Genomic DNA, 25717 nt, shown 5'->3' with positions numbered 1-25717 from the left:
TACACTCGCTGCAGCGACTCGAAGTGCTTCGAAGGAGCACGAGACCCAAGGAGATGCCGTGCGCCTCGATCCGTTCGTAGCGGCCACCGAACGACTGCTGGCCGCGGGAGACAACCCAGCGTTCAACCCCGACCCGGCCGAGCGCCGCCGGCTCACCACCGCCGCGGATCACCGGGCCTACTCCGTGCTCGGCCGCCGCCGCATCGAGGTGGCCACTCGTGAGCAGGAGGTCGTGGTGCCGGGGTACCCGTCGGCGCGGCTGCGCGTGTACTGGCCGACCGAGAGCCCGGCCGAGCCCGGGGCGGACCTGCCCGTCCTGGTCCACTTCTTCGGCGGCGCGTTCACCATCGCCGGTATCGACTGGCCCGGCTGGGACCATCAGTTCCGGACCCGGGCGCACGAGGCCGGCGTGATCGTGGTGGCCGGTGAGTACTCCCACGCCCCGGAAGTGCGTTTTCCCGCGCAGCCCGAGCAGTGTTACGCGATCTTCGACTGGGTGGTCCGGCACGCCCGCGAGCTCGGCGCAGATCCCGCCCGGGTGGCGATCGGCGGCGCGTCGTCGGGCGCGAACCTGGCCGCTGCGGCGACGCTGATCAATGCCGAGCGGGCCGATCACCCGGTCCGGCTGCAACTGCTCGAGGCGCCGGTCGTCGACCTCACCGGTGGGCACCTGGACCCGCGGGCGGTCTCCCGATTCCTGCCGCGGATCGCGCTGCGCCCGGTGTTCGAACCGGTGGTCAAGGAGTATCTGGGGCCGGACCGGCGACTGCGCCGGCATCGGTACGCCTCCCCGCTGCGCGCCCCCACGCACCGGGGGCTGCCGCCGGCGGTGATCCTGACCGCGGAGCTCGACCCGCTGCGCGGCGACGGCGCTGCCTACACCCGGGCCCTGTGGCGGGCCGGCGTACCCGCCACCTGCGTGCAGTACCAGGGGCAGACGCACACCTCGGGCGGGCTGACCGGTCATGTGCCCGCCGCCGACCACCTGCACCGCGATGTCGTCACCACCCTGCGTACCCTGCACGACGACCCGCCGGAGTATGCGACGCCGGCGGCGCCCGACACGGTGGGTCCGCGGCAACTGCTGGCGGACCTGCTGCCCTGGCTGCGGCGCCGCTGATCAGTTCGCCGGCGGATCGACCTGCAGCTCGCCGTCGGCATAGGCCCTGCGGATCACCTTCTTGTCGAACTTCCCGACCGAGGTACGCGGCACCTGGTCGATGAAGGTGAAGGCATCGGGCAGTTGCCACTTCGCGAACCGGGTGGCCAGGTAGTCGCGCAGTTCCTCCGCGGTCGCGCTCGCGCCCTCCTTGATCACGACCGCCGCCATCGGGCGTTCTTGCCATTTCTCGTCCGGGATGCCGACGACCGCGGCCTCGGCGACCGCGTCGTGGCCCATCAGGGCGTTCTCCAGGTCGACCGAGGAGATCCATTCGCCGCCGGACTTGATCACGTCCTTGGCCCGGTCGGTGAGGGTGATGTAGCGCAGGTCGTCCAGGGTGCCCACATCGCCGGTACGCAGCCAGCCGTCATGGAACTTGGCGCCGGTCTCGGGATCGTCGCTGTTGTAGTACTGCGCCGTCACCCACGGCCCGCGTACCTCCAGCTCGCCGACCGACTCGCCGTCCGCGGGCAGCACGGCGCCGTCGTCAGCGACGATCCGCGCCTCGACACCGACCAGCGGTCGGCCCTGTCCGCCCCGGTAGCGCCAGGCCTCCTCGCCCTCGACGCCGACCGGCGGGGTCGCCATCGATGCCACCGGCGAGGTCTCGGTCATCCCCCAGGCCTGCCGGATCGTCAGCCCGTGCCGCTCGGCGAGCGCCTTCTGCAGGCTGACCGGCACGGCCGATCCGCCGCACAGGATCAGCTTCAGCGAATCCAGCGTGATGTCGGGATGGGCGTCGAGGTACCGCAGCACGTCGTTCCAGATCGTCGGCACCGCGCCCGACATGGTCGGCCGGCTCTCCTGGATGAAGCGGACCAGCGGTTCTGCCTGCAGCCAGCGGTCGGGCATGCACAGCGATGCGCCGCTCATGATCGCGGCGTAGGGCAGGCCCCAGGCGTTGGCGTGGAACATCGGGACGATCGGCAGCATCCGGTCGGCCAGCGACATCCCCGACGCATTGCCGGTGCAACAGGCCTGGGAGTGCAGCCACGACGAGCGGTGGCTGTAGACGACGCCCTTGGGGTTGCCGGTGGTGCCGCTGGTGTAGCACATCGCCGCCGCGGATCGCTCGTCGACGGCCGGCCAGTCGAACTCCTCGGGCTGCTCGGCGAGCAGGGTCGCGTAGTCGAGCACCTCCTTGCCGCTGGCCCGCAGCGCGTCGAGATCGGCGCCGGCCGCGTCCGGGCCCGCGACCAGGACATGGGTCACCGTCTCCAGGGTCGGAAGCTGGCGGGCCAGCAGCGGGACCAGGGAGTCGTCGACGATCACCACCCGGTCCTGCGCGTGGTTGGCGACATAGGTCAGTTGCTCGGGGAAGAGGCGGATGTTCAGCGGATGCAGGACCGCGCCCATCGAGGGGATGGCGAGATAGGCCTCGAGATGTTCGGCGTTGTTCCACTGGAAGGTGGCGACCCGCTCGTCGCCGGAGATGCCGAGTCCGCGCAACGCGTGGGCCAGTCGGGCGGCACGGGCGCCGAGCTCGCCGTAGGACTCCCGGCGTACCCCGTCGGCGGTGGCCGTCACCACCTCCGAGTCGTGATGCACGGTCGTCCCGTGGGTCAGGATCGACCCGATGGTCAGGGGAAAGTCCTGCATGGTGCTCTTCATCGAAGCCCCTCCGGAGGATGCTGGCGCTGCCTTGGCGGCAATCCTCCCCTTCCCGGGCCGGGCCACACAAGCACTTCGATGGATCTTCCGGGCCCGCCGGACACGCACCGATCGGCCTCGCTGGCCAACACCGCGGGCAGTGGCTAGTGTGAGGCGGACCACGATTGTAGACAATCCTATTTGGCGTCAGGAGTGGTGACATGACTGAACAGGCGGATTCCACAGGCGGAGGCACAGCAAGCCCCGCCGAGCACGAGGTGGACCCGAAGACCCTGAAGCGGGCGGTCGGAGCCTCGGCCATCGGAAATGCGACGGAGTGGTTCGACTACGGGCTGTACGCCTACGGCACCGCCTTCATCACCGCGAACCTCATCCCCAACGAGAATCCGCTGATCACGCTCGGCATCTTCGCCGTGTCGTTCCTGATCCGGCCGCTCGGCGGGATGGTCTGGGGCCCGCTGGGTGATCGGCTCGGCCGCAAGCAGGTGCTGGCCGCGACGATCGTGATGATGGCCGCCGCGACGTTCTGTGTCGGCCTGCTGCCGAGCTTCCAAACCATCGGCTACTGGGCGCCTGCCCTGTTGATCCTGCTGCGGATGATCCAGGGCTTCTCGACCGGTGGCGAGTACGGCGGGGCCGCCACGTTCATGGCCGAGTACTCCCCCGACAAGCGCCGTGGCTTCTTCGGCAGCTTCCTCGAGTTCGGCACGCTCGGCGGCTTCTCCCTCGGCGCGCTGATGATGCTCGGCACGCTGCTGGTCGTCGGCAACGACGCCATGTACGAGTGGGGCTGGCGGATTCCGTTCCTGGTCGCCGGACCGTTGGGCATCGTCGGTCTCTATCTGCGGTCCAGGGTGGAGGACACCCCCGTCTTCCGCGAGCTCGACGAGAAGGACCAGACCGAGGAGAACGTCGGCGTCGTCTTCAAGGAGATGCTGGTCACCTACTGGAAGCCGATCCTGCAGCTGTTCGGGCTGGTGATCGCGCTGAACGTCGTGAACTACACCTTGATCACCTACACCCCGACCTATCTGCAGACCACCATCGGTCTGACCGAGGAGGGGGCGCTGGTCGTCCCGATCATCGGCCAGTTGGCGATGATGATCTTCCTGCCGTTCGCCGGCTCGCTGTCGGACCGGGTGGGCCGCAAACCGATGTGGTGGTTCTCGCTGGTCGGCCTGTTCGTGCTCGCGATCCCGATGTATCTGCTGATCGGCACCTCCGCGATCGGCGCAGCGGTCGGCTTTGCGGTGCTGGGGCTGCTCTACGTCCCCCAGCTCGCCACCATCTCGGCGACCTTCCCGGCGATGTTCCCCACCCAGGTGCGCTATGCCGCGCTGGCGATCTCCTACAACGTCGCGACCTCGCTGTTCGGCGGCACGGCGCCCTACGTCAACGAGGCGGCGATCGAGGCGACCGGGATCACCATCTTTCCGGCGATCTACATGATGATCGCCTGCGCGATCGGCGCGGTGGCCCTGATCGGCGTGATCGAGACCAAGGGCGTCTCGTTGCGCGGCCGCGGCGTACCCGGGGTGATCTCCCGACCCGCGGGACGCCGGCCCGGCAGTGGCCATCGGCCGCGGCCGGCGTCCTGAGCGGCAGCGCACTGCGGAAGACCGGGCGTCTGGTCAGTTGAACGGGCGGAGTCGTCAGGACTGCGCCCGTTCGACGGACCACTCCGGCAACTCAACGGAGGCGAGCAACCCGCCACCGGCCCGTGGTCGCAGGGCGAGGGTGCCGCCGTGTGCCGCGACGATGCTGCGGGCGATCGCCAACCCCAGCCCCACTCCGGCATGATCACCGCGAACCCGCCCGGTGCCGCGCTGGAACGGTTCGGTGAGCGTCGCCACCAACCCGGCACCCAGGGACGGTCCGGTGTTCTCGATGATCAGCACCGCCTGCCCGGAATCTGCCGACGTGCGGATCGTCACGCGAGGGTCGCCGGCCACGTTGTGCACGATCGCGTTGTGCACCAGATTGGTGATCAACTGCAGCACCAGTGCCCGAGAACCGGCGGCGACGGCGACATCCCCGGTGAGCTCGATCGCGACGCCGCGCCGTTCCGCGAGCGGCAGCAGCGTCTCGACCGCCTCCTCGGCGAGCAGGGACAGGTCGACCGGGTCCCGGCTGAACCCGCCCCGCTCGGCGCGGCCGAGCAGCAGCAGGGCCTCGGTCAGATCGATCGCGCGGCCGTTGACGCGACGCAGGATGGCGATCAGCTCGCTGGTGTCGCGGTCCGGGTCGGCCTGGGCCACGTCCAGCAGCGTTGCGGTGATCGCCAGCGGGGTGCGCAGTTCGTGCGAGGCATTGGCCGCGAACCGTTGCTGTTCCTCGACCTGTGCCTCCAGCCGGGCGAGCATGGTGTCGAAGGCGTCGGCCAGCTCCCGGAACTCATCGCGGCGGCCGGGTAGCCGGATCCGGTGCCCCAGCGAGCCGTCGGCCGCCAGCCGGGCCGCCTCCGTGACTCGGTCGAGCGGCGCCAGCATCCGGCCGGCGAGGAACCAGCCGCCGACCAGGCCGAAGATCAACAAGAAGGCGAAGACCAGTACGGCGGCCGGCACGAACACCGCCGGACCGAAACCCTGCAGGAGCAACACATTGGAGAAGAGCGTGCGCAGGTCGTCGGTGCCGGCGACGAATCGGCCGCGGAGCAGGAAGACCCACACCGCACCGAGCAGCGCGAGACTGGCGATGATCAGGAAGCCGGCATAGCTGAGCGTCAGCTTGAGGCGGACACTCAGGCCGGGTCGGCGATCCATGATCAGCGCGCCTCGCCCGCCGGCGTACCGTCCGATGACGCCGGATCGATCCGATAGCCGACACCGGGCACGGTCGCGATCAACCACGGCGCGCCGAGGCGCTTGCGCAGGGCGGAGACCGTGATCCGCACCGCGTTGGTGAACGGGTCGGCATTCTCGTCCCAGGCGCGCTCGAGCAGTTCCTCGGCGCTGATCACTCCCCCGCCGGCGGCGACCAGCACCTCGAGCACGGCGAATTGCTTGCGGGTCAGGGCCACATAGCGGCCGTCCCGGTACACCTCCCGGCGGAACGGGTCGACCCGCAGGCCCGCGATCTCCCACACCGGCGGACGGTTGTGCGCCCGACGGCGGTCGAGCGCGCGCAGGCGGAGCACCAGTTCGCGCAGTTCGAACGGCTTGGTCAGGTAGTCGTCGGCCCCCAGCTCGAAGCCCGACGCGAGGTCGTCCAGCCGATCAGCGGCGGTCAGCATCAGGATCGGGATCGGCTTCGCCGAGGCGACGATGTGGGCCGCGATGTCGTTCCCCGACGGTCCGGGAATGTCGCGGTCCAGCACGGCCAGGTCGTAATTGTTGACGGCGAGCATCTCCAGCGCCGTGTCGCCGTCGCCGGCCAGGTCCGCCGCGATCGCCGCAAGACGCAGCCCGTCCCGGATCGCCTCCGCCAGATCGGGCTCGTCCTCGACGACCAGTACGCGCACGCCTCGATGGTAGGAGGCCGCAGATATCGTCGGTGTAAGGAAATCGGGATACAACCGGGCAACGCGCACCTGCCTTGACTGGCCGCATGAATCGCATCCTGATCGGCGCCACGGCATTCGGCGTCGCTGCCTCCGTGTTGATCCTCGCCGCGATCGTTCTCGGTTCCGACCCCGCACGCTCGGCCCGATCGCCCTGGGGCGATGGCGTCCTGCCGGATGGCGTCGGGGTGTTCACCGAGTCCTATCCGGGCATCCGCCGTCTCGATCCGGCGCTGCTGAGCGCGCTCCGGCGGGCGGCCACGGACGCCGAGGACTCCGGTGTGTCGTTCACGGTCAACAGCGGGTGGCGCTCCCGGGCGTACCAGCAACGACTGTTGGACGAGGCCGTGCGGAAGTACGGGTCGGCGCGGGCGGCCGCGCGCTGGGTGGCCACCCCGGAGAACTCGCCGCACGTGTCGGGCGACGCGGTTGATCTTGGGCCGGCCGCGGCGACGACCTGGCTGGCCCGGCACGGCGCGGGCTACGGGCTGTGCCGGATCTACCGCAACGAGCCCTGGCACTTCGAGTTGCGGCCGGACGCGCCCCGGGTCGGCTGCCCGGACCGGTACGCCGACCCGACCCGCGATCCCCGGCTGAGGATGGCGAATGAGCGGTAGGCCCCGATCACCCCTTCAGGTAGGCCAGGACTGCGCGCACCCGGCGGTTGCCGTCGTCGGCGGTGAGCCCGAGCTTGTCGAAGACGTTGCCGAGGTGTTTCTCCACCGCTGCCGCGCCCACGACGAGCTCGGCGGCGATCTGAGCATTGGACAGCCCGCGCGCCACGCAGGCGAGCACCTCCCGTTCGCGCGGGGTGAGCCGGAGCAGCGGGGAATTGCGGCGGGCATCGGCGAGCACGGTCTGCAGCACGTCCGGGTCGATCACCGTGCCCCCGGCGAGGACGACCGAGACGGTACGCCGGAATTCGGCCACGTCGGCGATCCGCTGCTTCAACAGGTACCCCAGCCCGGCCCGGCCCGCGCTGTCGATCAGTTGCGCGGCGTAGGCGGCCGCCACGTACTGCGACAGCACGAGGATGGGCAGGTCGGGACGGTCGCGGCGGATCTCCAGCGCGGCGGCCAGGCCGGACACCTCGGCACCGGGTGCGTCGGCGAACCCCTCCCGCACGGGCATCCGCACGTCGGTGATCAACAGATCGGGCTCGTGTTCGGCCACCGCACCGGCGATCTCGTCGGCCCGCCCGACGGCCGCGACCACCTCGTCGCCGCCGCCGCGCAGCAGTGCGACCAGTCCCTCGCGCAGCAACACCGAGTCCTCGGCCAGCACGATCCGGCTCATCACCCCACCGCCTCGTCACTCTGCCGCAGCGCGCCCGGGATGAGCAGCGAAAGCGTCGTCGGGCCGCCGGCCGCGCTGTCGATCGCGATGCTGCCGTCGTGCACCGCCGCCCGGTCGATCAGGCCCTGCAGGCCGCCACCCGGGCGCACCACGGCGCCGCCGTGCCCGTCGTCGACGACGGTGAGGACCAGGTCCCGGTCGCGTTCGGTGATCGTGATCATCACCCGCGTGGCCCCGGCATGCCTGGTGGCATTGGTCAGCGCCTCCATGGCGACGAAGTAGGCGCAGCTCTCCGCGGCCGGATCGAACCGGACCGGCGCGATATCCAGCGCTACCGTGCCCCCGCTCCGGCCCGCGATCTCGGCCAGGGCGGCCCCGAGGCCGTGGTCATCGAGGACCCTGGGCCGGATCCCGCGTACCAGCGTGCGGAGTTGATCACTCGCGCGCGCCGCCTCGTCCGCTGCCCGGTCGAGCAGCAGATCGCGTTCGGGGCCAGCCGCCTCGCGCGCCAGCCCGATGGTCAGGCCGAGCGCCAGCAACTGCTGTTGGGCGCCGTCGTGCAGGTCGCGCTCGATCCGGATCCGTTCCGCCTCGAAGGCGGCAGCCAAGCGGGTTCGCGACTCGCGCAGCTCGCCGACCTCGGCGTCGAGGTCCCGGCCGCCGAGCAGCCGGGAGGCGAGCCAGCCCTGACCCTCGGCCACCGGCCAGGAGATCACCCCCGACAGTGTCACCAGCCCCACGGCGAGCAGCGCCCACTGCCAGGGGCCGATCACCGCCTGTCGGGCGAAGATCACGCCGCCGACGAGCAGCGCGGGCACGGCCCAGGCGACCAGCGACGTGACCAGCCAGGCGCCCGCGTAACGGAGGTCGTCGCGGGTCGCGGCCTCCGACCAGCGCAGCCGCCACCAGCGCTCCCCCTGCCCCCGCCAGCGTCGGTGGCGGTCCCGGGCGTACCGGCCGATCAGCGGGAGCAGCGCCCGCTCGCTCGCGGCGATGGCCAGCGCGATCGGCAGCAGCAGCGGAATGGTGATCACCAACACCGTGGACGCGATCACGGCCGGCCAGGCGACGATCGACCGGGCGGCGGTCAGCAGAGCGTAGGCCCAGCAGCCAAGCGCCCGACCGACCGCCGCCCGTGGCAGGCCGGGGCGGTCCGCCTCAACGGGCACGGCGCCGCCCGATCACGGCCGCGGCGAGCAGGCCGGCGAGGCCGAGGCCCGCGGCGGCGGGGAACCAGTCGCCGAGTACGGCGTAGACGGTCCGGACGCCGCGGGTCGAAACGTCGGCCAGCACCACGGTCTGGCCGCTGTCCCCGTCGGGAGTCACCGAACGCCAGCGCCCGTTGCCGTCGATGATCATCGACCAGCCGCCCGCAGTGGAGCGGACGAACTGCACGCCGGTCTCGACCGACCGCAGCGTCGCCGACATCGCGTGCAGGCGCTCGATGCCCGGCCAGTCGAACGTCGGGGACAACAAGATGTCAGCCCCGCCGGCGGCGCGGGCCGTGCTCGGGAAGTCGGTGTCGTAGCAGATCATCGTGGTCAGCCGACCATACGGGGTCTCGGCGATCGGTAGCTTGCCATCCCCCGCGGTCAGGTTGTCCTCCAACCCGGGGATCGGCCGGGCCTTGTCGTAGGTCCAAACCACCGAGCCGTCGGGCCCGACCAGCACGCTGAGGTTGCGCACCTTCGCCTCCGGCGAGGTCAGCTCGCCGTGGCCGAGGCCCAGATTGATCCAGGCGTCGTGCCTGGCGGCCAGGTCCCCGATCCGCGCCAGCAGGGCGTCGTGGTCCCGCTGGGTACGCGTCAGGCCGGCCGCCTCGGACCAGGAGACGATCTTCGCGCCGGCCTCCAGCTCGCGTTCGGTCGCGCTGACCATCGCCTCGGTCCGGGCGACTGCGCCGCTGCCGGTGTCGGTGTTGCGCAGCTCGGCGGGCACGCTGATCGAGGCGACGCGGACCCGTTCGGCCGGCACCAGGTCGGCGACCGCGAGCCGGATCGAGCCGCCGATGATCACCGCCGCCAGCGCGGCCAGGCCGATGAACCAGCGTCGCGCCGCGGCCGAGCGGAGGCCGCCGAGTAGGACGCCCGCGCCGAGCGAGCCCACCCAGCCGATCATGAACGACACGCCCCAGACCCCGGTCACGGACGCGAGCTGGATCAGCGCCGGGAACTCCGCCTGGCTGCTGCCGAGCAGTCCGAGCACGCCGCCCAGCGGCATCAGGCAGGCGAAGGCGTACTCCCCGATCACCCGCACCGTCGGGTAGCCGAGGCTGGCGAGCAGCGGGCGGTCGCGGAAGCTTCGGGCGAGCCAGCGGTCGGCGAGCATCGGGACGACATTGAGCGGCAGGTACATGATCGACAACGCCAGAATGGTCGGGTCGAGGACCTTGACATCGGCGAGGGCGGCACTGAGGAAGGTCCAGACCGTGCTGGCTCCCCAGACCGCGCACTGGCCGGCCAGAGCGGCACGCCACGACGACGCCGAGCGGCCCCAAACGATCATCGCCGGGATGGCGACGAAGATCAGCAGCGGGACCTGCAACGGGCCCGGCGCGGCGAGGATCGCGGCGGCCGCTCCGACGATCAGCCAGGCGGTACGCCGGGCCCGCCTCGGCGCGGCGGCCGGATCGGTGTTCGTGGGGTCGGTGGTGGACGGGGCATCGGTGAAGGGCATGTGATCATTCCAGCCGCACCGGCCCCGTTACACAGTGGCGCTGACCGACGAGCTGGCGGTCCGGTTTTCCCTACCGTCGAACCACTCAGCCCGCGCTGCGGCGGGTTGCCCGCCAGATCGCCGTGATGATCACGAACAGCACAACTGCCTGGCCGATGGCGATCGCCGCCGTGACGGCCAGCGGCATCGACCCGCCCGGCAGGAAGTAGCTGCGCAGGTAGTTGGTCCCCAGCAGCACGATCAGATAGATCCACCACGGCGCCCACCGCCCGGATGTGGCCCGGGCGCGGGCCTCGGGTGCCTGCCTTCGCTGGGTCATGCGTTCTCCTCCTTGCGGGTCGGCTCCTCGCCGGGCAGCAGCGCGCGTCGCAGCAGCGCAGCGGCCTGATCCCTGTCGATCAGCTCCGGGACGGTCAGTAATTCGAGGGTGAGGCCGTCGATGACGGCGTTCAGGTGGGCGACGTCGGTGCCGGTGTCGGTGCCCGGGGCCCGAACACCGAGGGCCACCAGGTCGGACAGGAGTTTCGCGAGGAACTCCCGGATGGCGGTGGCCTGCTCGGCGACGATGCGGGCGAGTTCCGGGTCGTGTCGAGCCTTCGCGACGAACGCCATCCAGACGGACAGCTCGCGCTCGGTGTCGTCTCTCAAGGGCATCAGTTCGCTCGCCATTGCCAGGGCGCGGGCGCTGGGATCCGGCTCGGCGGTCGCGCCGCGGATTCGCTCCCGGACCCGCTCGGCAAGGCTCGCCATCGCGAACTGGTGCAGCCCTGCCTGGGTCGAAAAGAAGAACCGGATCGATCCCGACGACAGCCCGGTCTCGGCGATGACCCCGCGTACCGATGCCGACTCGACCCCGCCGTTCTCCAGTAACCGCCAGACCGCCTCCGCGATCTCGCGCCGCCGTTGCTGATGGTCCACACGTGCCATGGACGAATACTAGCACGCCTGTGCTAGCGTGATGTTCACGAGATCACCAACAGGAGGCGGGATGGGTCTTCGAATGCCGACCGAGGCGGTGCTGGCGGGATATCTCGTCGCGGTGCTCCTGACGGCGGGCTGCGCACTGCCTGAGCGCCGCGACGGTGAGAACGTGAGCGGCCCGGTCGAGGCGTGGGTCGGCAGTGCCTGCGCCGCCGTCGGCACGGTAGCCGAGACCGCCGATCGCCGAAGCGAGCTGGACTGGTCCCGGGTCTCGGATCCGGCGACGGCCGCCGAGCTTGTGTCGCATCTCAAGGCCGTCTCCACCCAGATCAGATCGGCACGAGCATCCATCGAAGCACTCGGTTCGCCGCCGGTCGAGGACGGCGAAGCGGTGCTCGCCGACCTTCGCGGGGCCTTCGACGAACGCCAGCAGGCGGTGGACAACGCCGCCGACTTCATCGAGGGCGCAGCGTCGCGCATCGATCCTCTCGCCCAGCCTCAGATCGCGCGGGCCGCACAGGCGGCGTACACCGCGGCCCCGAAACTCGCCCGCGAGATCGAGCGCAAACGCCAGCTCCGCGATCCCTTCGCGGCCAACTCGGTGTGTGCCAACCTGTAGGCCTGTGCCCCGGGAAGCTCCGTGGCTGACCCAGGATGAGTTCGGAAGCCAGATTTTCTTGTCGGCGCGCCCGAAGCCGGACTTCATCGAATGGGCGCACGGGGACCATTTCAGTTGGCAGAGGGCTGGTAGCCATGCAGAAACAGACCGACGCCCGAGGTCACGATGCGGGTGATCTCTTTGGCGTCTGGTGCGTCCCCAACATGTGTGGGGTGTACCACTGAGAGCAGCGACATCAATTGTGATGCTGCGAGTTCTGGATCAGGAACCCGCAACAGTCCGCGGTCTTGTGCGGCAGCGAGGTGTTGCCCCAGGACGCGGCGAACGTGGCGCGGTCCGGCCTCCTGCCAGGCGGTGACGGCCTCGGCCGGGATGTGCTCTGCTTCGGCGATGACCTGGCGAACGAGCCCGAAGTGCTCGGCGTATCCCTCTGGTGGCACGGCAAGTTCTTCACCGAAGGAGATGAGGTCGGCTTCCAGGTCGAGGATCTTGGCCAAGTGCCGTTCGATGATCGCGACCTGCAGCTCGGCGGCACTCGCGGTGCTCTCGACGATGACGACGCCGAACAACTCGGCCTTGTCGGTGAAGTGGTTGTAGATCGTGCGTGAGGAAACGCCCGCCTCGGCAGCAATGCCGTCAATGCTGGCTCGGGTGTAGCCATCACGAGCGAACACGCGCAGTGCACCGGCAAGTATCGCCCGACGCTTGTCGGCCTGCCCGCCGCGTGGACGCGGACTCTGCGACTCGGCCATCTCCACTCCTTACAGTATGTGTTGTACGCATTGCTACGCTCGTTGTAGCCTACCGGACAGACATCCCCGAGGTAAGACCAAAAGCCAGGAGCACCGCATGACAATCCGCCTCGCCGTCATCATCGGCAGCACCCGCCCCGGACGGCGAACCACCGCCGTCGCCGACTGGGTGGCTCACTCCGCCCGCACCCAGCCCGCGATCGCCGCGGGCGAGGCGAGCGTCGACCTCGTAGATCTCGCCGACTACAACCTGCCACTGTTCGATGAGCGGCTGCCGCCCATGATGGGCCAGTACGAGAATGCCCACACTCGGCGCTGGGCAGAGACGATCGGTAGCTACGACGGCTTCATCTTCGTGACCCCCGAGTACAACCACTCCATGCCCGCGGCCCTGAAGAACGCCATCGACTACCTGTTCGCCGAATGGAACAACAAGGCCGCCGGGTTCGTCAGCCTCGGCACCCAAGGCGGCACGCGCGCAGTCGAACATCTCAGACTCTCCCTGGCCGAAGTCAAAGTCGCCACCGTGCGCAGCCACGTCGCACTGCCCGTGTTCACCGAGTTCGAGTTCGCCGACCCGACAGACCCCACCGACCCAGGCGCACTGAAGCCCAACCCCCACCAAGAGGCCGCGCTAAGCACGCTGATCGACGAGGTCATCGCCTGGACAGAAGCACTCGCTTCGCTACGGGTAACCAGGTATTGACCTAGCCTCCGCAGCGGACGAGTCACGGGCGAGCAGTCGACCCGGAAGTTCGACAGGCCCGGGGGCAGACCAAGCGAAACGGCCCGCGTGGGCGGCGTCGGTGGTGACGCCCTGGGCACAGCGCGCGGTGACCGCGAAGCCGAGATTCAAGGTGCTCCGCCACTCGCAGTGATCGCGTGCCGCCGCCCCGACACTGGCGATATCGACGTGCGCCACCCGCACCGTCCGGACCGGTCGCATCGACCCGAGAGAGCGTCGTCGCGCTGTTCGATCCGCACGCCGATCGAGGCGAGCTGCTGGTAGGCCGGCCCAGCGAATCGCGACCGGCACGAGCGGGAACGGCCGAGGCTGCTGGTAGGCGAGTACGGAGAGTTGAACATGTACGCCGCGACTACATCGGGATGCGGGCAGCGAATCCGCACGGCACCGCGAGCTCGACAGCAGGCAGCAGAACGGGCACGGCAGTTGCACGACCTGTTCGAGCACGACCCCCACCGCCATGACCCACGCCGCGATGGACCAGGGCGTGGTCTGTAGCCCTCCGGCCGACTGATCCCGGGTTTAGAGCGTCGCCAGAACTGCCGCACCATGACAGAGCACGGCGAATAGCGCACCGGCGGTCATCCCGGGTAGCCGATGCAGACCCCCGATGATGACGTCCCCGACTTGCGCGAGGATCGCGGCCCCGAGCAGAAGCAGAAGCGTTGACGTGGCGGGCAACCAGACTGCAATGCTGACCGCGAGGCCGAGCGGGATCGCGCGAGCAGCGTACATCGCTGGGTAGAAGCGGCTGATTGTGCTGTCGTCGGTTCGGGGTGCGATCAGGGCGGGCTTGACCAGCGCGGCGACGCCGAAGCCGGTCGAGGCGAGAGCCGCCAGAGTGTTGAGCAGCGCGATCCACCAAGGCATACTCATTCTCCAATCATTCATTCACTACTGAATAATTCACGATGCTACCGTAGCGATCATGAGCGAGGAGGACACCGAGGCGATCCTGGGCACGGCGTGCTTCCGGCTGGGTCTGCTGGGGGCGCGGCTCACGCACGCGTTCTCCGAACGCATCGAGCAGATCGGAGTCACGCACAAACAGGTCGGCCTGCTCGCCGTGGTCAACGCGGGCCTCGCCCACTCACAGCGCGACATCGCGACACGACTACAGGTTGCACCCAGCTTGGTGGTATCGCTGGCCGATCAGCTCATCGAACTCGGCGCAGTCACCCGCTCGCGCAGCGCCACAGACAGGCGAGTGCAGACCATCGAGCTCACCAAGCGAGGCCGTGACCTTCTATCGAAGAGCGAAAGTGCTGCCGCCGAACTCGACGCCGAGTTCCGGGCCACCCTCTCGCAGGCCGGGCAGGCCGCGCTCGACGCGCTGCTGCGCGAGCTCGACGCGCGGCGCCCCGCAACCTACGCGACCCCCAGAGTCACGGAGTAGACGAAGAACCGCAGAAACAAGCCGATCAAGACACCTTTGGGCAGGGAGTTGTAGCAGTCGCCCGTACGCACCACCCGCATCGAAACCGCCACACGGCGCAGGTGCGCTTCCGACTGGACGGGCTTCGGGAACTCCCTCGCTACATGACGAAGTCTTGCCAGTTGCCGGTCGTCTCCACGCCGCACGCACCATTGCGGTTGAAAGTGAGCCATGTCCTGGAAGAACCGTCCTCGACACCCCAGCCAAATGCCCGCTCCACATCGCGGCGACGCGGCTCGTCGCCGTAAGTCACGATGAGGACGGTGGGTTTCGGATCGCGGTTGATGAACTCCGCCCGTAGCGTGGAGTTCACGGGATCGTCCTTGAAGGAATAGCCGATTATGAGCCAGTGTTCAGCGTCAGCCAGTCCGTCCGCCAACATCTCGTATGCCAAATTAAAGGGGAACTTAGCGACGTGTTCTGCCTTGTCCTTCCGGTTCGCGAGAACAACGACTGGTCGGACGTTCGTTGTGTCTTCACGGATCGCACGCCACTGGTCGTCATTATCGAGCACCTCCTTGGGCAGCTTCGCGTGAATCGTCCCGTCTCGCGTCGCCCAGAAGGTCAGCGATCCGTGAATGTGTAGTAGCTGCACCCTCTTGTCCGTCGGAAAATCCGCGCTGCTTGATCTGAGCTTCGGCACCTCGTGTAGGACTCCGTCGGCAACCAGAACCTTCACGCGGTGGTACCCGTGCCCCATATCTGCTAGCTCGGGTTGGCAGACCTTCAGCAGAGCGGCGAGCAGAAGCGTGTCGTAGTTGAGATTGGCAATGACAACTTTGCCACCGAAGGACGTGGTGATCGCTGTCACCAGGTCGTAGAGGCTCTGGGCTTCATCAACATAAGCGTGTGATCGCTCAGCAATCACTTCAAGAACATGCGATACGCCTGTGTCTCGCACTTGTTCAGCGAACCTAGAGACTCGTTTGATGGCCTTCCTGAGCTCTATGTCAGCGGGTTGGGTCAACTCGGCGAGAGTATTCAGAACATCCAGTGTACGCGACTCGGCCCCGAAGGCACCCACAAGCACTTCGAAGTCCTCGGCACTCGATGCGCCGCCGGGAAGAGCCCGCTCGGCAATCTCTTTCATGGCGACAACAACGTCACCACCGTCTGACTCTTCGATACGACGAAGCACCTCTTCAGTGATGCACTGGAGGTTCAATTCCGGGTTGAACGCGATGGATAGACCGTTGCCAACGAGTGTTGCGATGTTCCGCTCAGGGGTCATGTTCACACCGCCATTCAGATCGTTCATGCGGGCCGAATGGCCCGCCCGCTTGCCCCTCAGCCTAGCCGGAAACCCTCGTCTGAAGGACGTGGGGGACGAAGCGAGACTCACCGGATCGCGAGTTGGGTGCTTCCTAGTCTGATGCGCTCATCCCGAGAAAGTGCGTTGAGCGAGAAGAAGTTGACGGTTCTCCACGCGCGATCCGATGCCCTCCGTTGGTGAGTTCGATGATCGCATCGCGTCGATCTCTCGGGTGTGAAGTCCGAGACCCAAGACCATCGAGCTCGAGTGACTAGCTGAGTGGAAGCGGGGGTCGTGTCATCAACGCGACCGCCAGCGAAATCCTCCGCGAACTCACGCTCGACTACCGAGGCACTGGAGCATCCAGCGGACCCACACGCACTAAGCCGACCAAAACCATCGCAGGTCCGGCTATCCGATGTCCTGAGACATCACATTGTCGGGCTGACAGGATTCGAACCTGCGACCCCTTGACCCCCAGTCAAGTGCGCTACCAAGCTGCGCCACAGCCCGCCGCGCCGATCCCGGCGCGGGTGGAAGGTTATCAGTCGGACTCGTCCGGGTCACCTTCGTGGGGGCGCGCCGTCGATCGCCGGCGGGTCAGCCACAGCCCGATCGCCAGGCAGACGCCCCAGACCAGGAACAGCGGGTCCCACAGCGCAGCGTGCCCGATCATCGCGTCACGGTCGTAGCCGCCATCGGGCCGGATCGCGCCGCCGAGCACGAGCCAGGCGATCAGCATGTTCGCTCCCCCGTAGAGCACCAGCCCACCCGCGCCGATCCAGGCGATCGCGCGCACCGCCCGCCGCAGCCAGCTTGGCCCCCGGCGCTCGGTGAGCACCGGCGCCAGGGCGGCGACCAGCTTGATCACCCCGATTGCCGCCAGGCCCCCGCCCACGACGAGCGGGCTCTCGGCGCGCGCGCGTACCGCCCACTGCCCGACCGTCGCCAAGAGCCAGGTCCCGCCGACCGCCCGGTACAGGCTGAACGCCGCGTGCAGACAACCCGCGGCGGCCGCCAGCCACAGCCAGCGCGTACCGACCATCCGACCTCCGGGCGCCCTCACGCAACCATCCTCTCGCGACCAGCCACGCGTCACGGTCCGGGTTAGGGTGACCCATGTCGATCCTCGGCCTCCCGCTGCACCCGTTGATCATCCACGCCGTCGTGATCTTGGTCCCGCTCGTCGCGATCGGGGCCATCGTGACCGTCTTCTGGCCCGCCGCCCGGCGCCGGTACGGCAGCCTGATCGCCGTCTTCGCGATCATCGCGCTGGTCGCCACGCTGACCGCCCGCCAGTCCGGCAAGGACCTCTACGAATCAATCCCGCGCCCGACGCCGGCGATGACCACCCACATGGGGTTCGGCAGCCCCGTGCTGTGGTGGGTGATCGCGCTGGTGGTCGGCTACCTGATCACGCTGTGGGCCACCGGAACCGACGACCGGCCCCGCGCCCTGCGCTGGATCGGAACGATCATCACGGTCGTCGGCGGCCTCGGCGCGTTGGTGCTGACCATCCTCGCCGGACACTCCGGCGCAACCGCCGTCTGGGGCTAGCGGTTCTTGCGCTTCTCCCTGGCCCGAACCTGCAGGTGGATCGGCGTACCCGGGAATCCGAACTCCTCGCGCAGCCGCCGCTCGACGTAGCGCAGGTACTGCGGATCAAGATCACCGGTGGTGAACAGGATGAAGGTCGGCGGCCCGGCCTGGGCCTGGGTGCCGAACAGGATCCGCGGCTGCTTGCCGCCCCGCACCGGGTGCGGATGGGCAGCGACCAGCCGGCCGAGGAATGCGTTCAGCTTGCCGGTGGAGATCCGCTGCTCCCAGCCCGAGTAGGCCTCCTCGATCGCCTTGCCGAGCCGGTCCACGTGCCGTCCGGACAGCGCCGACAGATTGACCCGGGGCGCCCACCAGTAGGTCTGCAGATCCTTCTCGACCTCGCGCGCCAGGTAGTAGCGCCGCTCGTCGTCGGTCAGGTCCCACTTGTTGAAGACCAGCACCAGTCCCTTGCCGGCCTCGACGACGCTGGTCAGGATCCGCAGGTCCTGGTCGCTCACTGTTTCGGCCGCATCGATCACCATCACGCAGATCTCGGCTCGCTCGATCGCGCCCTGGGTGCGCAGGCTCGCGTAGTACTCGTGCCCCGACGCCTCCTTCACCCGCCGCCGGATCCCGGCGGTGTCCACGAACTGATAGGTACGCCCGTCCAGCTCGACCAGCTCGTCCACCGGGTCCACGGTGGTGCCGGAGGCGTTGTCGACCACCGACCGCTCGGCGCCCGCCAGCTTGTTCAGCAGCGAGGACTTACCCACATTCGGCTTGCCGACGATGGCGACGCGCAGCGGCCCGCGTACCTCCTCGAAGCTCTCCGGCGGCGCCGGCGGCAGCGCCTCCAGCACGGCATCCAGCAGATCGCCGCTGCCCCGGCCGTGCAGGGCGGAGACCGCATACGGCTCCCCCAGGCCGAGATTCCACATCGCCGCCGCCTCGGCCTCGGCGCGCGGGTCGTCGACCTTGTTCGCGGCCAGCACCACGGGCTTCTTCGACCGCCGCAGCACCCGCACGACGGCCTCGTCCTCGTCCAGCGTGCCAACCGTGGCGTCCACGACGAACAGCACCGCATCGGCCGCGCCGATCGCCAGCTCGGCCTGCTCTGCGATCCGCGCGGCCATCCCGTCGGCGTCGGAGGCCCAGCCGCCGGTGTCCACGACCACGAACTCGCGGCCGTTCCAGACGGCGTCATAGCTCACCCGGTCCCGGGTCACCCCCGGCGTGTCCTGCACCACCGCCTCCCGGCGGCCGAGGATCCGGTTCACCAACGTGGACTTGCCCACATTCGGTCGGCCGACCACCGCCAGCACCGGCCTGCTGGCCGGGACCGCGGGTGCGGCGGGTTCCGGTTCCGTCATCGCATGTCCTCCGGCCGTCAGTGATCAGCGTCCCCGCAGCTCGACGCCGCGGAGGCCGCCACACCCTACCCCCTCCCGCCGTCCGCCGGCCTGCGGAACGCGGGCGCAGGTCAGGAGGCCGCCCGCCCGAGGACCTCGACCTCGGCAAGATCGAGTTCGCGGGCATCGTCGCCGGGGAACCAGATCCGCACGTAGCGGGCGCGGGCGTCCCACGGCAGCGTCGTCGGCACCCCCGCGACATCGTCGCGGCGCACCTTGGTCACCGCCGGGTCCGCCAGTGCGGCGTCCAGCGAATCCGGGAACGGTCGCTCCGAGGTCAGCACCCAGTAGTCGGCCAGTCGTGCGGTGCAGCAGTCCGCCCGGTTGTAGACCGCGACCGATTCCACGTCGAACGCCCCGCCGAGGTCGACCTGCCACCACGGCTGCACCTCGCGGCCCGAGCTCGCGAAGAGGTTGCCCGTGTTGCCGTCCACGGCGCGCTCCGGGCCGAAGCCGTCGCCCCACTGCGAGATCGCGGTCGCCTGCTTGCCCCGGCTGGCGTTCACCAGCGGCTCCAGCCCCATCGACCGGTCGTGCAGGGCGGCGACATCGGCGATGAACACGTCCAGCACCCCGTCGCCGATCTTGACCGGGCCCTCGATCCGGGTCTTGCCCGGCTCGGACCGGACCGCCGCTGCCTCGGCGGCCGCGCGATCCATCTCGGCCCGGGCCCGCTCGGCGGCGTCGGCGTCGCCGGTGTCGAGCGCGCCGAGCAGGCGGTACGCCGCCCGCAGCGACTCGCCCCACAACGTCGTCGCGGTGAGGTTCCGGTCGGCGTCGGCGACGAAGCCCGCCTCCGTGCCGGCGCGAATCAGGGCGGGCGCCTCCTCGATCCCGGTCACCACCGGATCGAGTTCGGCCAACGCGCCGGGCGGATCGGCGTCCCAGCGGTCCCAGAACCGGGCCAGCTCGGCCGCGAGCCGCGGCGCCTGCGGCAACCAGTTCTCGCCATTGAAGCGGGGTGCGGCATGGTTGAGATCGACGAACGTCTCCAGCGCCGCCGCCACCTCCGGGTCCCCGTCGGCGAGGAACCGCGCCGCCTGCGCTCCGGAGACCTTCGGGTCGTAGGCCCGGTCGTTCCAGGCGAAGTCGGCCATGGTGAAGATCACCGGCTTGCTCGCGTAGGCCTGGTTCATCGGGTTCGACACGATGCCCTGGGTGGTGTCGGACAACCCCGGCTCACGGTGGTCGTAGGGGCCGAGCAGCAATCGCCCGGCCGTCTGGGCGAAGTCGTTGACCGGGTAGTTGTCCCAGACGAACACCTCGCGACCGAAGAGCTCGCCGATCCGTTCGGTCTGCTCCACCGTGATGCTCGACGGGACGACATCGGTACCGGTCCACATCACCACGACCGCCGGATCGAGGTACTCGCGCCAGGCCGCCTTGTAGGGCGTCTCGGTCAGGTCGCCGTACTGGGTGGGAACCGTCTGCAGCGGGTACACATCGCCCTTGGTCGCCACGAACTCACGTTGCACGAAGCTCAACAGCTCCGCCTGCGCCCGCCCGACCGTGCCCTGATTCGCCGCGCCGTAGCGTTCGGTGTCGGCGGCGCAGCGAAACTGCAGGGCGATGTCGTCCAGCGGGATGGAGAAGGCGCGGACCCCGGCCGCATACATCGCCTCGAACTTGGCCAGCAGCGCGGCGCGGTCGGACTCGCCGCTGAAGCAGATGGTGTTGCCCGGGGAGAGGGCGAAGGAGAACCGGACGTGGTTGGCCGCCGCCTGCTCGACGAGCTCGCGCAGCTCGGCCAGCTTCTCGGCCGGGTACGGGTCACGCCACCGCTCGCGGTGGTAGGGATCATCCTTCGGGGCGTAGATGTAGGTGTTCGCCTTGATCTGCCCGTAAAAGGCGAGCTGGTCCAGCCGCTCGGCCTGGCTCCACGGCTTGCCGTAGAACCCTTCGATGGTGCCGCGCAGCGCCATCGCCGGCGCGTCGCGTACCTCCACCCCGGCCACCCGCCAGCCGCTGCCGCGCGGCGTGAGCACCTGGCGCAGCGTCTGCACCGCATAGAACTGCCCGGCCCCGTCGGCGCCCGCCAGCGCGACCCGGCCGACGGAACCACCGCCGCGGGTGACCCGCAGCGCATAGCCCTCCTCGTCCGAGACGGGCGCCGTGTCGCCCAGCGCGTCGCGAACGTCGGCGCGCTCCGGGCCGCCGAGGTGGAAGGTCAGCACACCCCGCGGCGCCGCACCCTCGACCACCTGCGGCCGGGCGCCGCGCTCGCGCAACACCCCGAGCAGCAGGTCACGCGCCGCGGGATCGGTGTCGGTGCCGACGACCACGGCCACGCGACCCGCCAACGGGAGGTCCGGCCCGGCGGCGCGGACCTCCCGCGGGGTCGGGGAGATCACCGGTACGCGGCCCGGCGGTGCGGCGGCCGCGGGCGGGGCGAGGGTGAGGGCGGTGCCGAGGGCGAGCACCGAGCCGGCGAGGACGGCGACCAGGCGCCGGAGGCGGGGGGCGGGAATCATCGTTGACCCTTTCGCGAGACTGTCGCTGCGCGACAAGCTACACGATTGATCGGATGTCTCAGGGCCGACCGGGGCGCGAGGGCCGAATCTCCGTCCCGGTCGCGGCGTCCGCCAGTGCAAGGATCCGATCGATCACGCCGGCCAGATCCAGCGCGGTCGAGTCGATCACGGTGACGCCGTCGGCGGCGGTGGTGAAGTTCGCCACCGTCGAGTCGTCGGCGTCTCGGCGTACCACCTGGTCGGTGACGTCGGCGGCGCTGACCCGCTGACCGAGCTCGGTGTGCCGGCGCCGCACCCGCGCATCGGCATCGGCGACCAACAGCACCCGGACATCCGCATCCGGCGCGACCACGGTGGTGATGTCGCGACCCTCCGCGACGATCCCGCGCTCGGCGCCGGCGATGATCGCCCGCTGCCGGGCGATCAGATCCTCGCGGACGGCGAGATTGGTGGCCACCCGCGACACGGCGGCCGAGATCCGCGGCTCCCGGATCGCCGCCGTCACGTCGATGTCGGCGATCGCGATCGCGAAGGCATCGGGATCGGTGACGATGTCAAGACGGGCAGCACGCACCAGCCGGGCCGTCGCCTCGGTGTCGGCGAGATCCACACCGCGGTCGAGGGCGAGCCAGGCGCCCGCTCGATACATCGCACCGGTATCCAGGAAGGCGAGACCGAGCCGACGGGCCACCCCGCGGGCCGCGCTGGACTTGCCAGAACCCGACGGCCCGTCGATCGCCACGACGAGGCGGATCGTCGCTTCCTGTCCTGTGCCCACGCAGCTTCCCTCCTCCGGCCCGATGATCGGGCCAAGCTTGCCGACACCCGGACGGTTTGGCCAAACCTGCACCGGTCCGCCCCGCTCGGGATGTGCACGGCACATGACCTCTCGGGATGTGCACGGCACATGACCTCTCGGGATGTGCACGGCACATGACCTCTCGGGATGTGCACGGCACAATGGGCTCTCGTGCGCGCACCATGGATCGCAGCAACGCTCGCTGCGGCCGGCCTCGCCGGGCTGGCCGCCCAGGACCTGGTCCAGCGCAAGCGGGCGATCCGGCGCAACTTCCCGGTCCTTGGTCGAGCGCGGTACGCCATCGAGCGGATCGGGCCGGAGCTGCGCCAATACATCGTCGCCTCCAACAACGAGGAGCGGCCGTTCAGCCGCGACCAGCGGAGCTGGATCTATGCCTCGGCCAAGCAGGAGAACAACTACTTCGGGTTCGGGACCGACAACGACGTCGAATACACCGTCGGCTATCCGATCATCAAGCAGCGCACGTTCGCCCGGGTCGCGCCGCCCACCCGGATGGACTCCCACGACGCCTGGTTGCCCTCGGTCAAGGTGCTCGGCGGCGCGCGCGGGCGCCGGCACGCCTTCCGCCCCGGCTCGGTGGTCAACATCTCCGGAATGTCCTACGGATCGCTGTCGGCGAATGCCGTGCGCGCGATGAACACGGGCGCCCGGCTGGCCGGGGTGCTGCACGACACGGGCGAGGGCGGCCTGTCCGCTCATCACCGGCACGGCGGCGAGTTGATCTTCCAGATCGGCACCGGCTACTTCGGCTGTCGCGACGCCGCCGGGCGATTCGATCTTGCCCGGCTCAAGGACCTGGTCGCCTCCGCGCCCGTGCGAGCGCTGGAGATCAAACTGTCCCAGGGCGCCAAGCCCGGCCTCGGCGGGATGCTGCCCGGGGTCAAGGTGACGCCCGAGATCGCCCGCATCCGTGGCATCGAGGAGGGCGTCGACTGCGCCAGCCCGTCGCGGCACACGGCCTTCGGCGACGTCGATTCCATGCTCGACTTCGTGGAGCTGGTGGCCGCCGAGACCGGTCTGCCCGTCGGGATCAAGACCGCCGTCGGGCACCTGACCTTCTTCGACGAGCTGATCGAGGCCCAGGCCCGCGGCGACCGCGGCATCGACTTCCTGACCATCGACGGCGGCGAGGGCGGCACCGGCGCCGCTCCGTTGATCTTCGCCGACTCGGTCGCCTTCCCGTTCCGGGTGGGGTTCGCCAAGGTCTGGTCCCGGTTCGCCGAGGCGGGGCTGGCCGACGATCTGATCTTCATCGGATCGGGCAAGCTCGGCGTACCCGACAATGCGATCGTCGCGTTCGCCCTGGGCGCGGACCTGATCAACGTCGGCCGGGAGGCGATGCTCGCCGTCGGTTGTATCCAGGCGCAGAAGTGTCACACCGACCACTGCCCGACCGGCGTCGCGACGCAGAACCGCTGGCTCGCGCACGGCCTGGACCCGCACGACAAGTCGATCCGGGTGGCGAACTATCTGGGTACGCTGCGCCGCGACCTCGCGCGCGTCGCGGAGGCGGTCGGCGTACCGCACCCGGCCCTGGTCTCCCCCGACGATGTCGAGATCATGGACGGCGCCTCCGGCTCGGCCACGGTACGCGAGGTCTACGGCTACCGGCCCGGCTGGAACGTGCCGACCCCCGCCGCGATCGCGGCCTGCGAGGAGCTGCTCGGGCCCCATCGCTGATCAGAACGCGCTGCTCAGGCGGGCCGGACGGTCCAGCCGGACCCGGTCATCACCCGGTCCAGCTCCGCGCGGCGCTCCGGGCGTACCGACAGCCGAAGATGCCCGACCAGCCGCGCGGGATCGTGCTCGATCGCGATGTCCTCGACGTTCACCCCGGCGGCGTCGACATCGGCGAACAGCCGGGCCAACGAGCCCGGCGCATCGGGGATCTCCACGACGACCTCGGCATAGTCCACCGGCGCGCGACCGTGCTTGCCGGGCAGCCGCCGGGTGCCGGCGACGCCGTCGCCCAGCCACTGCGCCACATCCGCGCCCGGCTCGGCGAGCTGGTCGGCAACGACCGTCAGCCGCTTCGTCAGCGCCCGCAGCTCGGGCACCAGCATCCGCGCGTTGGCCGAGACGATCTGCTGCCACAGCGCGGGATCGCTGCCGGCGATGCGGGTGACATCGCGCAGCCCCTGGCCGGCCAGCGACAATTCCTCGGGCGGTACGCCGAGCAGGTGGCCGGCCATCGCCGCGGAGACCAGATGGGGCAGGTGGGAGACCCGGCCGACGGCCCGGTCGTGCTCGTCCGGGGCCAGGCTGATCACCCGGGCGCCACACAGCTCGGCGAGCCGGGTGACGGCCGCGACCGCCGCCGGCTCCGCGTCGGGGTGCGGGGTGATCGCCCAGGTCCGGTCGACGAACAGCTCGGGATCGGCAGCAAGCGGACCCGGCAGGTGCGATCCCGCCATGGGGTGCGAGCCCACATAGCGGCCGAGCGAGCGATGCTCCATCAGCTCACGCAGCACGGGTTCCTTGACCGAACCGACATCGGTCACGGCGGCGGAGCGGTAGGTGTCCAGCGCCTCGTCGACCACGCCCGCGATGGCCCGCGGCGGCACGGCGACGATCACCAGGCCGACCTCGTGCGGCGCGGAAGCCGACGTCAGTGTGCCCGCCCCCCGCTCGGCCGCCACCCGGGCGTGGGCGGGATTGGCGTCCACCAGGTGCACGGTCTCGCCCGCCCGGGTCAGGGCCTGCCCGATCGAGGCGCCGACCAGGCCGGCGCCGATCAGGACGACCGGGCCCAGCGGCGAGCCGGCAGCGGTCACGCCTTGGCGCCGAGCAGCTCGGCCAGCGCCGGCTCGGTCAACCGTCGGAACTTGCGCTCCTGCGGCCTGGTCCGGTCGAGCACCGCGGCCTCCAGTGCCTCCGGGGCCAGCAGGCCCGGCTCGCCGGTGGCGGCATTCGCCCCGTCGGTGGAGGTGGCGAGCCCGCGCACGGTCAGTTGCAGGGCCTCCGCCAGCGGCAGGTCGGGCCGCCAGTCCGGCTCGATGGCCTTGGTGATCGCGTCCGCCGACCCGCCCATCACGGCGAAGGTCTCCTCGTCGGCGACCGACCCGTCATAGCTCAGCCGATAGATCACGTCGCCGGCCGGCTCCTCGCCGAGCTCGGCGACGGCGAGCTCCACCTCATAGGGCTTCTCACCGCTGGTGGAGAAGATCGTGCCGAGGAACTGGGCGTACATGTTCGCCAACGCCCGGCCCGTGACATCGGCCCGGGCGTAGGAGTAGCCGCGCAGGTCGGCCGAGCGGATGCCCAGCACCCGCAGGTGCTCGAACTCGTTGTAGCGGCCGACGGCGGCAAAGCCGATCCGGTCATAGACCTCGGAGATCTTGTGCAGCGCGCGCGAGCGGTTCTCGGCGACCAGCAAGATGCCGTCGGCGTACCGGCTGACCGCGACCGAACGCCCGCGGGCGATGCCCTTGCGCGCGAAGTCCGCCCGGTCCTTCATCAGTTGCTCGGGCGCGACGTAGAGCGGCATGCTCATCGCGGTCTCCTGCCTGT

At 69.8% G+C, this 25717-nt stretch carries 25 protein-coding genes and 1 tRNA gene; 8 read left to right on the top strand and 18 right to left on the bottom strand.

The window, feature by feature from the left end; all coding sequences use genetic code 11:
- Positions 1 to 58: 58 nt before the first annotated feature.
- The gene (locus tag ACXDC7_RS10790) at positions 59 to 1120 is read left to right on the top strand and encodes an alpha/beta hydrolase (protein ID WP_459222133.1); all 1062 of its coding nucleotides are present in this window, start codon (positions 59 to 61) and stop codon (positions 1118 to 1120) included.
- Here the strand turns inward: ACXDC7_RS10790 and ACXDC7_RS10785 are convergent, their stop codons facing one another.
- On the bottom strand, positions 1121 to 2773 hold the full coding sequence (locus ACXDC7_RS10785) for a fatty acid--CoA ligase (protein ID WP_459222132.1): 1653 nt from the start codon (positions 2771 to 2773) through the stop codon (positions 1121 to 1123).
- Between the two features lie 200 nt (positions 2774 to 2973).
- Here ACXDC7_RS10785 and ACXDC7_RS10780 point away from each other — a divergent pair, with 200 nt between their 5' ends.
- Positions 2974 to 4371, top strand: coding sequence for an MFS transporter (locus ACXDC7_RS10780; RefSeq protein WP_459222131.1), 1398 nt, complete (start codon positions 2974 to 2976; stop codon positions 4369 to 4371).
- Positions 4372 to 4425: 54 nt separating this feature from the next.
- Here ACXDC7_RS10780 and ACXDC7_RS10775 read toward each other — a convergent pair whose 3' ends face one another.
- Positions 4426 to 5535: a sensor histidine kinase gene (locus ACXDC7_RS10775; protein ID WP_459222130.1), complete on the bottom strand. Its 1110-nt coding sequence runs from the start codon at positions 5533 to 5535 to the stop codon at positions 4426 to 4428.
- Positions 5536 to 5537: 2 nt separating this feature from the next.
- Positions 5538 to 6233: a response regulator transcription factor gene (locus ACXDC7_RS10770; RefSeq protein WP_459222129.1), complete on the bottom strand. Its 696-nt coding sequence runs from the start codon at positions 6231 to 6233 to the stop codon at positions 5538 to 5540.
- Positions 6234 to 6319: 86 nt separating this feature from the next.
- Here ACXDC7_RS10770 and ACXDC7_RS10765 point away from each other — a divergent pair, with 86 nt between their 5' ends.
- Positions 6320 to 6889, top strand: a complete 570-nt coding sequence (locus ACXDC7_RS10765) for a M15 family metallopeptidase (protein ID WP_459222128.1) — start codon at positions 6320 to 6322, stop codon at positions 6887 to 6889.
- 7 nt (positions 6890 to 6896) lie between these two features.
- Here ACXDC7_RS10765 and ACXDC7_RS10760 read toward each other — a convergent pair whose 3' ends face one another.
- The 5 genes from ACXDC7_RS10760 to ACXDC7_RS10740 form a co-directional block, all read right to left on the bottom strand.
- Positions 6897 to 7568, bottom strand: a complete 672-nt coding sequence (locus ACXDC7_RS10760; protein ID WP_179443557.1) for a response regulator transcription factor — start codon at positions 7566 to 7568, stop codon at positions 6897 to 6899.
- A complete protein-coding gene (locus ACXDC7_RS10755; RefSeq protein WP_459222127.1) occupies positions 7568 to 8737 on the bottom strand; it encodes a sensor histidine kinase in 1170 nt (389 codons plus the stop codon). The genes ACXDC7_RS10760 and ACXDC7_RS10755 overlap by 1 nt, the downstream gene beginning before the upstream one ends.
- Positions 8727 to 10244: a nitrilase-related carbon-nitrogen hydrolase gene (locus ACXDC7_RS10750; RefSeq protein WP_459222126.1), complete on the bottom strand. Its 1518-nt coding sequence runs from the start codon at positions 10242 to 10244 to the stop codon at positions 8727 to 8729. The genes ACXDC7_RS10755 and ACXDC7_RS10750 overlap by 11 nt, the downstream gene beginning before the upstream one ends.
- A gap of 85 nt (positions 10245 to 10329) precedes the next feature.
- The gene (locus tag ACXDC7_RS10745) at positions 10330 to 10563 is read right to left on the bottom strand and encodes a hypothetical protein (RefSeq protein ID WP_459222125.1); all 234 of its coding nucleotides are present in this window, start codon (positions 10561 to 10563) and stop codon (positions 10330 to 10332) included.
- Positions 10560 to 11171, bottom strand: a complete 612-nt coding sequence (locus ACXDC7_RS10740; protein ID WP_459222124.1) for a TetR/AcrR family transcriptional regulator — start codon at positions 11169 to 11171, stop codon at positions 10560 to 10562. Before ACXDC7_RS10740 ends, ACXDC7_RS10745 begins: the two co-directional genes overlap by 4 nt.
- Positions 11172 to 11232: 61 nt before the next feature.
- Between ACXDC7_RS10740 and ACXDC7_RS10735 the strand changes: the two genes are divergently transcribed.
- Entirely contained in the window at positions 11233 to 11784 is a 552-nt protein-coding gene (locus ACXDC7_RS10735) for a hypothetical protein (RefSeq protein ID WP_459222123.1), read from the top strand.
- Between the two features lie 110 nt (positions 11785 to 11894).
- Here the strand turns inward: ACXDC7_RS10735 and ACXDC7_RS10730 are convergent, their stop codons facing one another.
- Positions 11895 to 12536, bottom strand: a complete 642-nt coding sequence (locus ACXDC7_RS10730; RefSeq protein WP_459222122.1) for a TetR/AcrR family transcriptional regulator — start codon at positions 12534 to 12536, stop codon at positions 11895 to 11897.
- A 97-nt stretch (positions 12537 to 12633) separates the two neighbouring features.
- On the opposite strand from ACXDC7_RS10730, the gene ACXDC7_RS10725 reads away from it, so the two are divergent.
- Positions 12634 to 13242 carry an NADPH-dependent FMN reductase gene (locus ACXDC7_RS10725; protein WP_459222121.1) on the top strand — a complete coding sequence of 203 codons (609 nt, stop codon included), beginning with the start codon at positions 12634 to 12636 and terminating at the stop codon, positions 13240 to 13242.
- 561 nt (positions 13243 to 13803) lie between these two features.
- Here ACXDC7_RS10725 and ACXDC7_RS10720 read toward each other — a convergent pair.
- Positions 13804 to 14157, bottom strand: a complete 354-nt coding sequence (locus tag ACXDC7_RS10720; protein ID WP_459222120.1) for a hypothetical protein — start codon at positions 14155 to 14157, stop codon at positions 13804 to 13806.
- Positions 14158 to 14209: 52 nt separating this feature from the next.
- Between ACXDC7_RS10720 and ACXDC7_RS10715 the strand changes: the two genes are divergently transcribed.
- A complete protein-coding gene (locus tag ACXDC7_RS10715) occupies positions 14210 to 14677 on the top strand; it encodes a MarR family winged helix-turn-helix transcriptional regulator (protein WP_459222119.1) in 468 nt (155 codons plus the stop codon).
- A gap of 139 nt (positions 14678 to 14816) precedes the next feature.
- On the opposite strand, the gene ACXDC7_RS10710 is transcribed toward ACXDC7_RS10715, so the two are convergent.
- The 3 genes from ACXDC7_RS10710 to ACXDC7_RS10700 all read right to left on the bottom strand — a co-directional run bounded on the left by ACXDC7_RS10710 (position 14817) and on the right by ACXDC7_RS10700 (position 17034).
- Positions 14817 to 15974: an SIR2 family protein gene (locus ACXDC7_RS10710; RefSeq protein WP_459222118.1), complete on the bottom strand. Its 1158-nt coding sequence runs from the start codon at positions 15972 to 15974 to the stop codon at positions 14817 to 14819.
- Between the two features lie 433 nt (positions 15975 to 16407).
- Positions 16408 to 16481 (bottom strand) — tRNA-Pro (locus ACXDC7_RS10705).
- A 31-nt stretch (positions 16482 to 16512) separates the two neighbouring features.
- Positions 16513 to 17034, bottom strand: coding sequence for a DUF3995 domain-containing protein (locus tag ACXDC7_RS10700; protein ID WP_459222117.1), 522 nt, complete (start codon positions 17032 to 17034; stop codon positions 16513 to 16515).
- 53 nt (positions 17035 to 17087) lie between these two features.
- On the opposite strand from ACXDC7_RS10700, the gene ACXDC7_RS10695 reads away from it, so the two are divergent.
- Entirely contained in the window at positions 17088 to 17525 is a 438-nt protein-coding gene (locus ACXDC7_RS10695) for a DUF2231 domain-containing protein (protein WP_179443574.1), read from the top strand.
- On the opposite strand, the gene der is transcribed toward ACXDC7_RS10695, so the two are convergent.
- From der to cmk, 3 genes are all read right to left on the bottom strand, one after another.
- On the bottom strand, positions 17522 to 18877 hold the full coding sequence (gene der / locus ACXDC7_RS10690; RefSeq protein ID WP_179443575.1) for a ribosome biogenesis GTPase Der: 1356 nt from the start codon (positions 18875 to 18877) through the stop codon (positions 17522 to 17524). The two genes, ACXDC7_RS10695 and der, sit on opposite strands and share 4 nt — an antisense overlap.
- A 110-nt stretch (positions 18878 to 18987) precedes the next feature.
- Positions 18988 to 21387, bottom strand: coding sequence for a beta-N-acetylglucosaminidase domain-containing protein (locus ACXDC7_RS10685; RefSeq protein ID WP_459222116.1), 2400 nt, complete (start codon positions 21385 to 21387; stop codon positions 18988 to 18990).
- 58 nt (positions 21388 to 21445) lie between these two features.
- A complete protein-coding gene (cmk, locus tag ACXDC7_RS10680; protein ID WP_459222115.1) occupies positions 21446 to 22165 on the bottom strand; it encodes a (d)CMP kinase in 720 nt (239 codons plus the stop codon).
- A gap of 192 nt (positions 22166 to 22357) precedes the next feature.
- Here cmk and ACXDC7_RS10675 point away from each other — a divergent pair, with 192 nt between their 5' ends.
- Positions 22358 to 23887 (top strand): glutamate synthase-related protein, encoded by a 1530-nt coding sequence (locus ACXDC7_RS10675; RefSeq protein WP_459222114.1) that lies wholly within the window; start codon positions 22358 to 22360, stop codon positions 23885 to 23887.
- A gap of 14 nt (positions 23888 to 23901) precedes the next feature.
- On the opposite strand, the gene ACXDC7_RS10670 is transcribed toward ACXDC7_RS10675, so the two are convergent.
- Positions 23902 to 24981: a prephenate dehydrogenase gene (locus ACXDC7_RS10670; protein ID WP_459222113.1), complete on the bottom strand. Its 1080-nt coding sequence runs from the start codon at positions 24979 to 24981 to the stop codon at positions 23902 to 23904.
- Complete coding sequence (gene prcA / locus ACXDC7_RS10665; protein WP_179443580.1) at positions 24978 to 25700, bottom strand: proteasome subunit alpha; 723 nt, start codon at positions 25698 to 25700, stop codon at positions 24978 to 24980. Before prcA ends, ACXDC7_RS10670 begins: the two co-directional genes overlap by 4 nt.
- Between the last annotated feature and the right edge of the window lie 17 nt (positions 25701 to 25717).

The sequence above is a fragment of the Naumannella huperziae genome, from assembly GCF_054073625.1.
The sequence above is the reverse complement of the archived record's forward strand: the minus strand, read 5'-3'. Positions and strand labels throughout refer to the sequence as shown.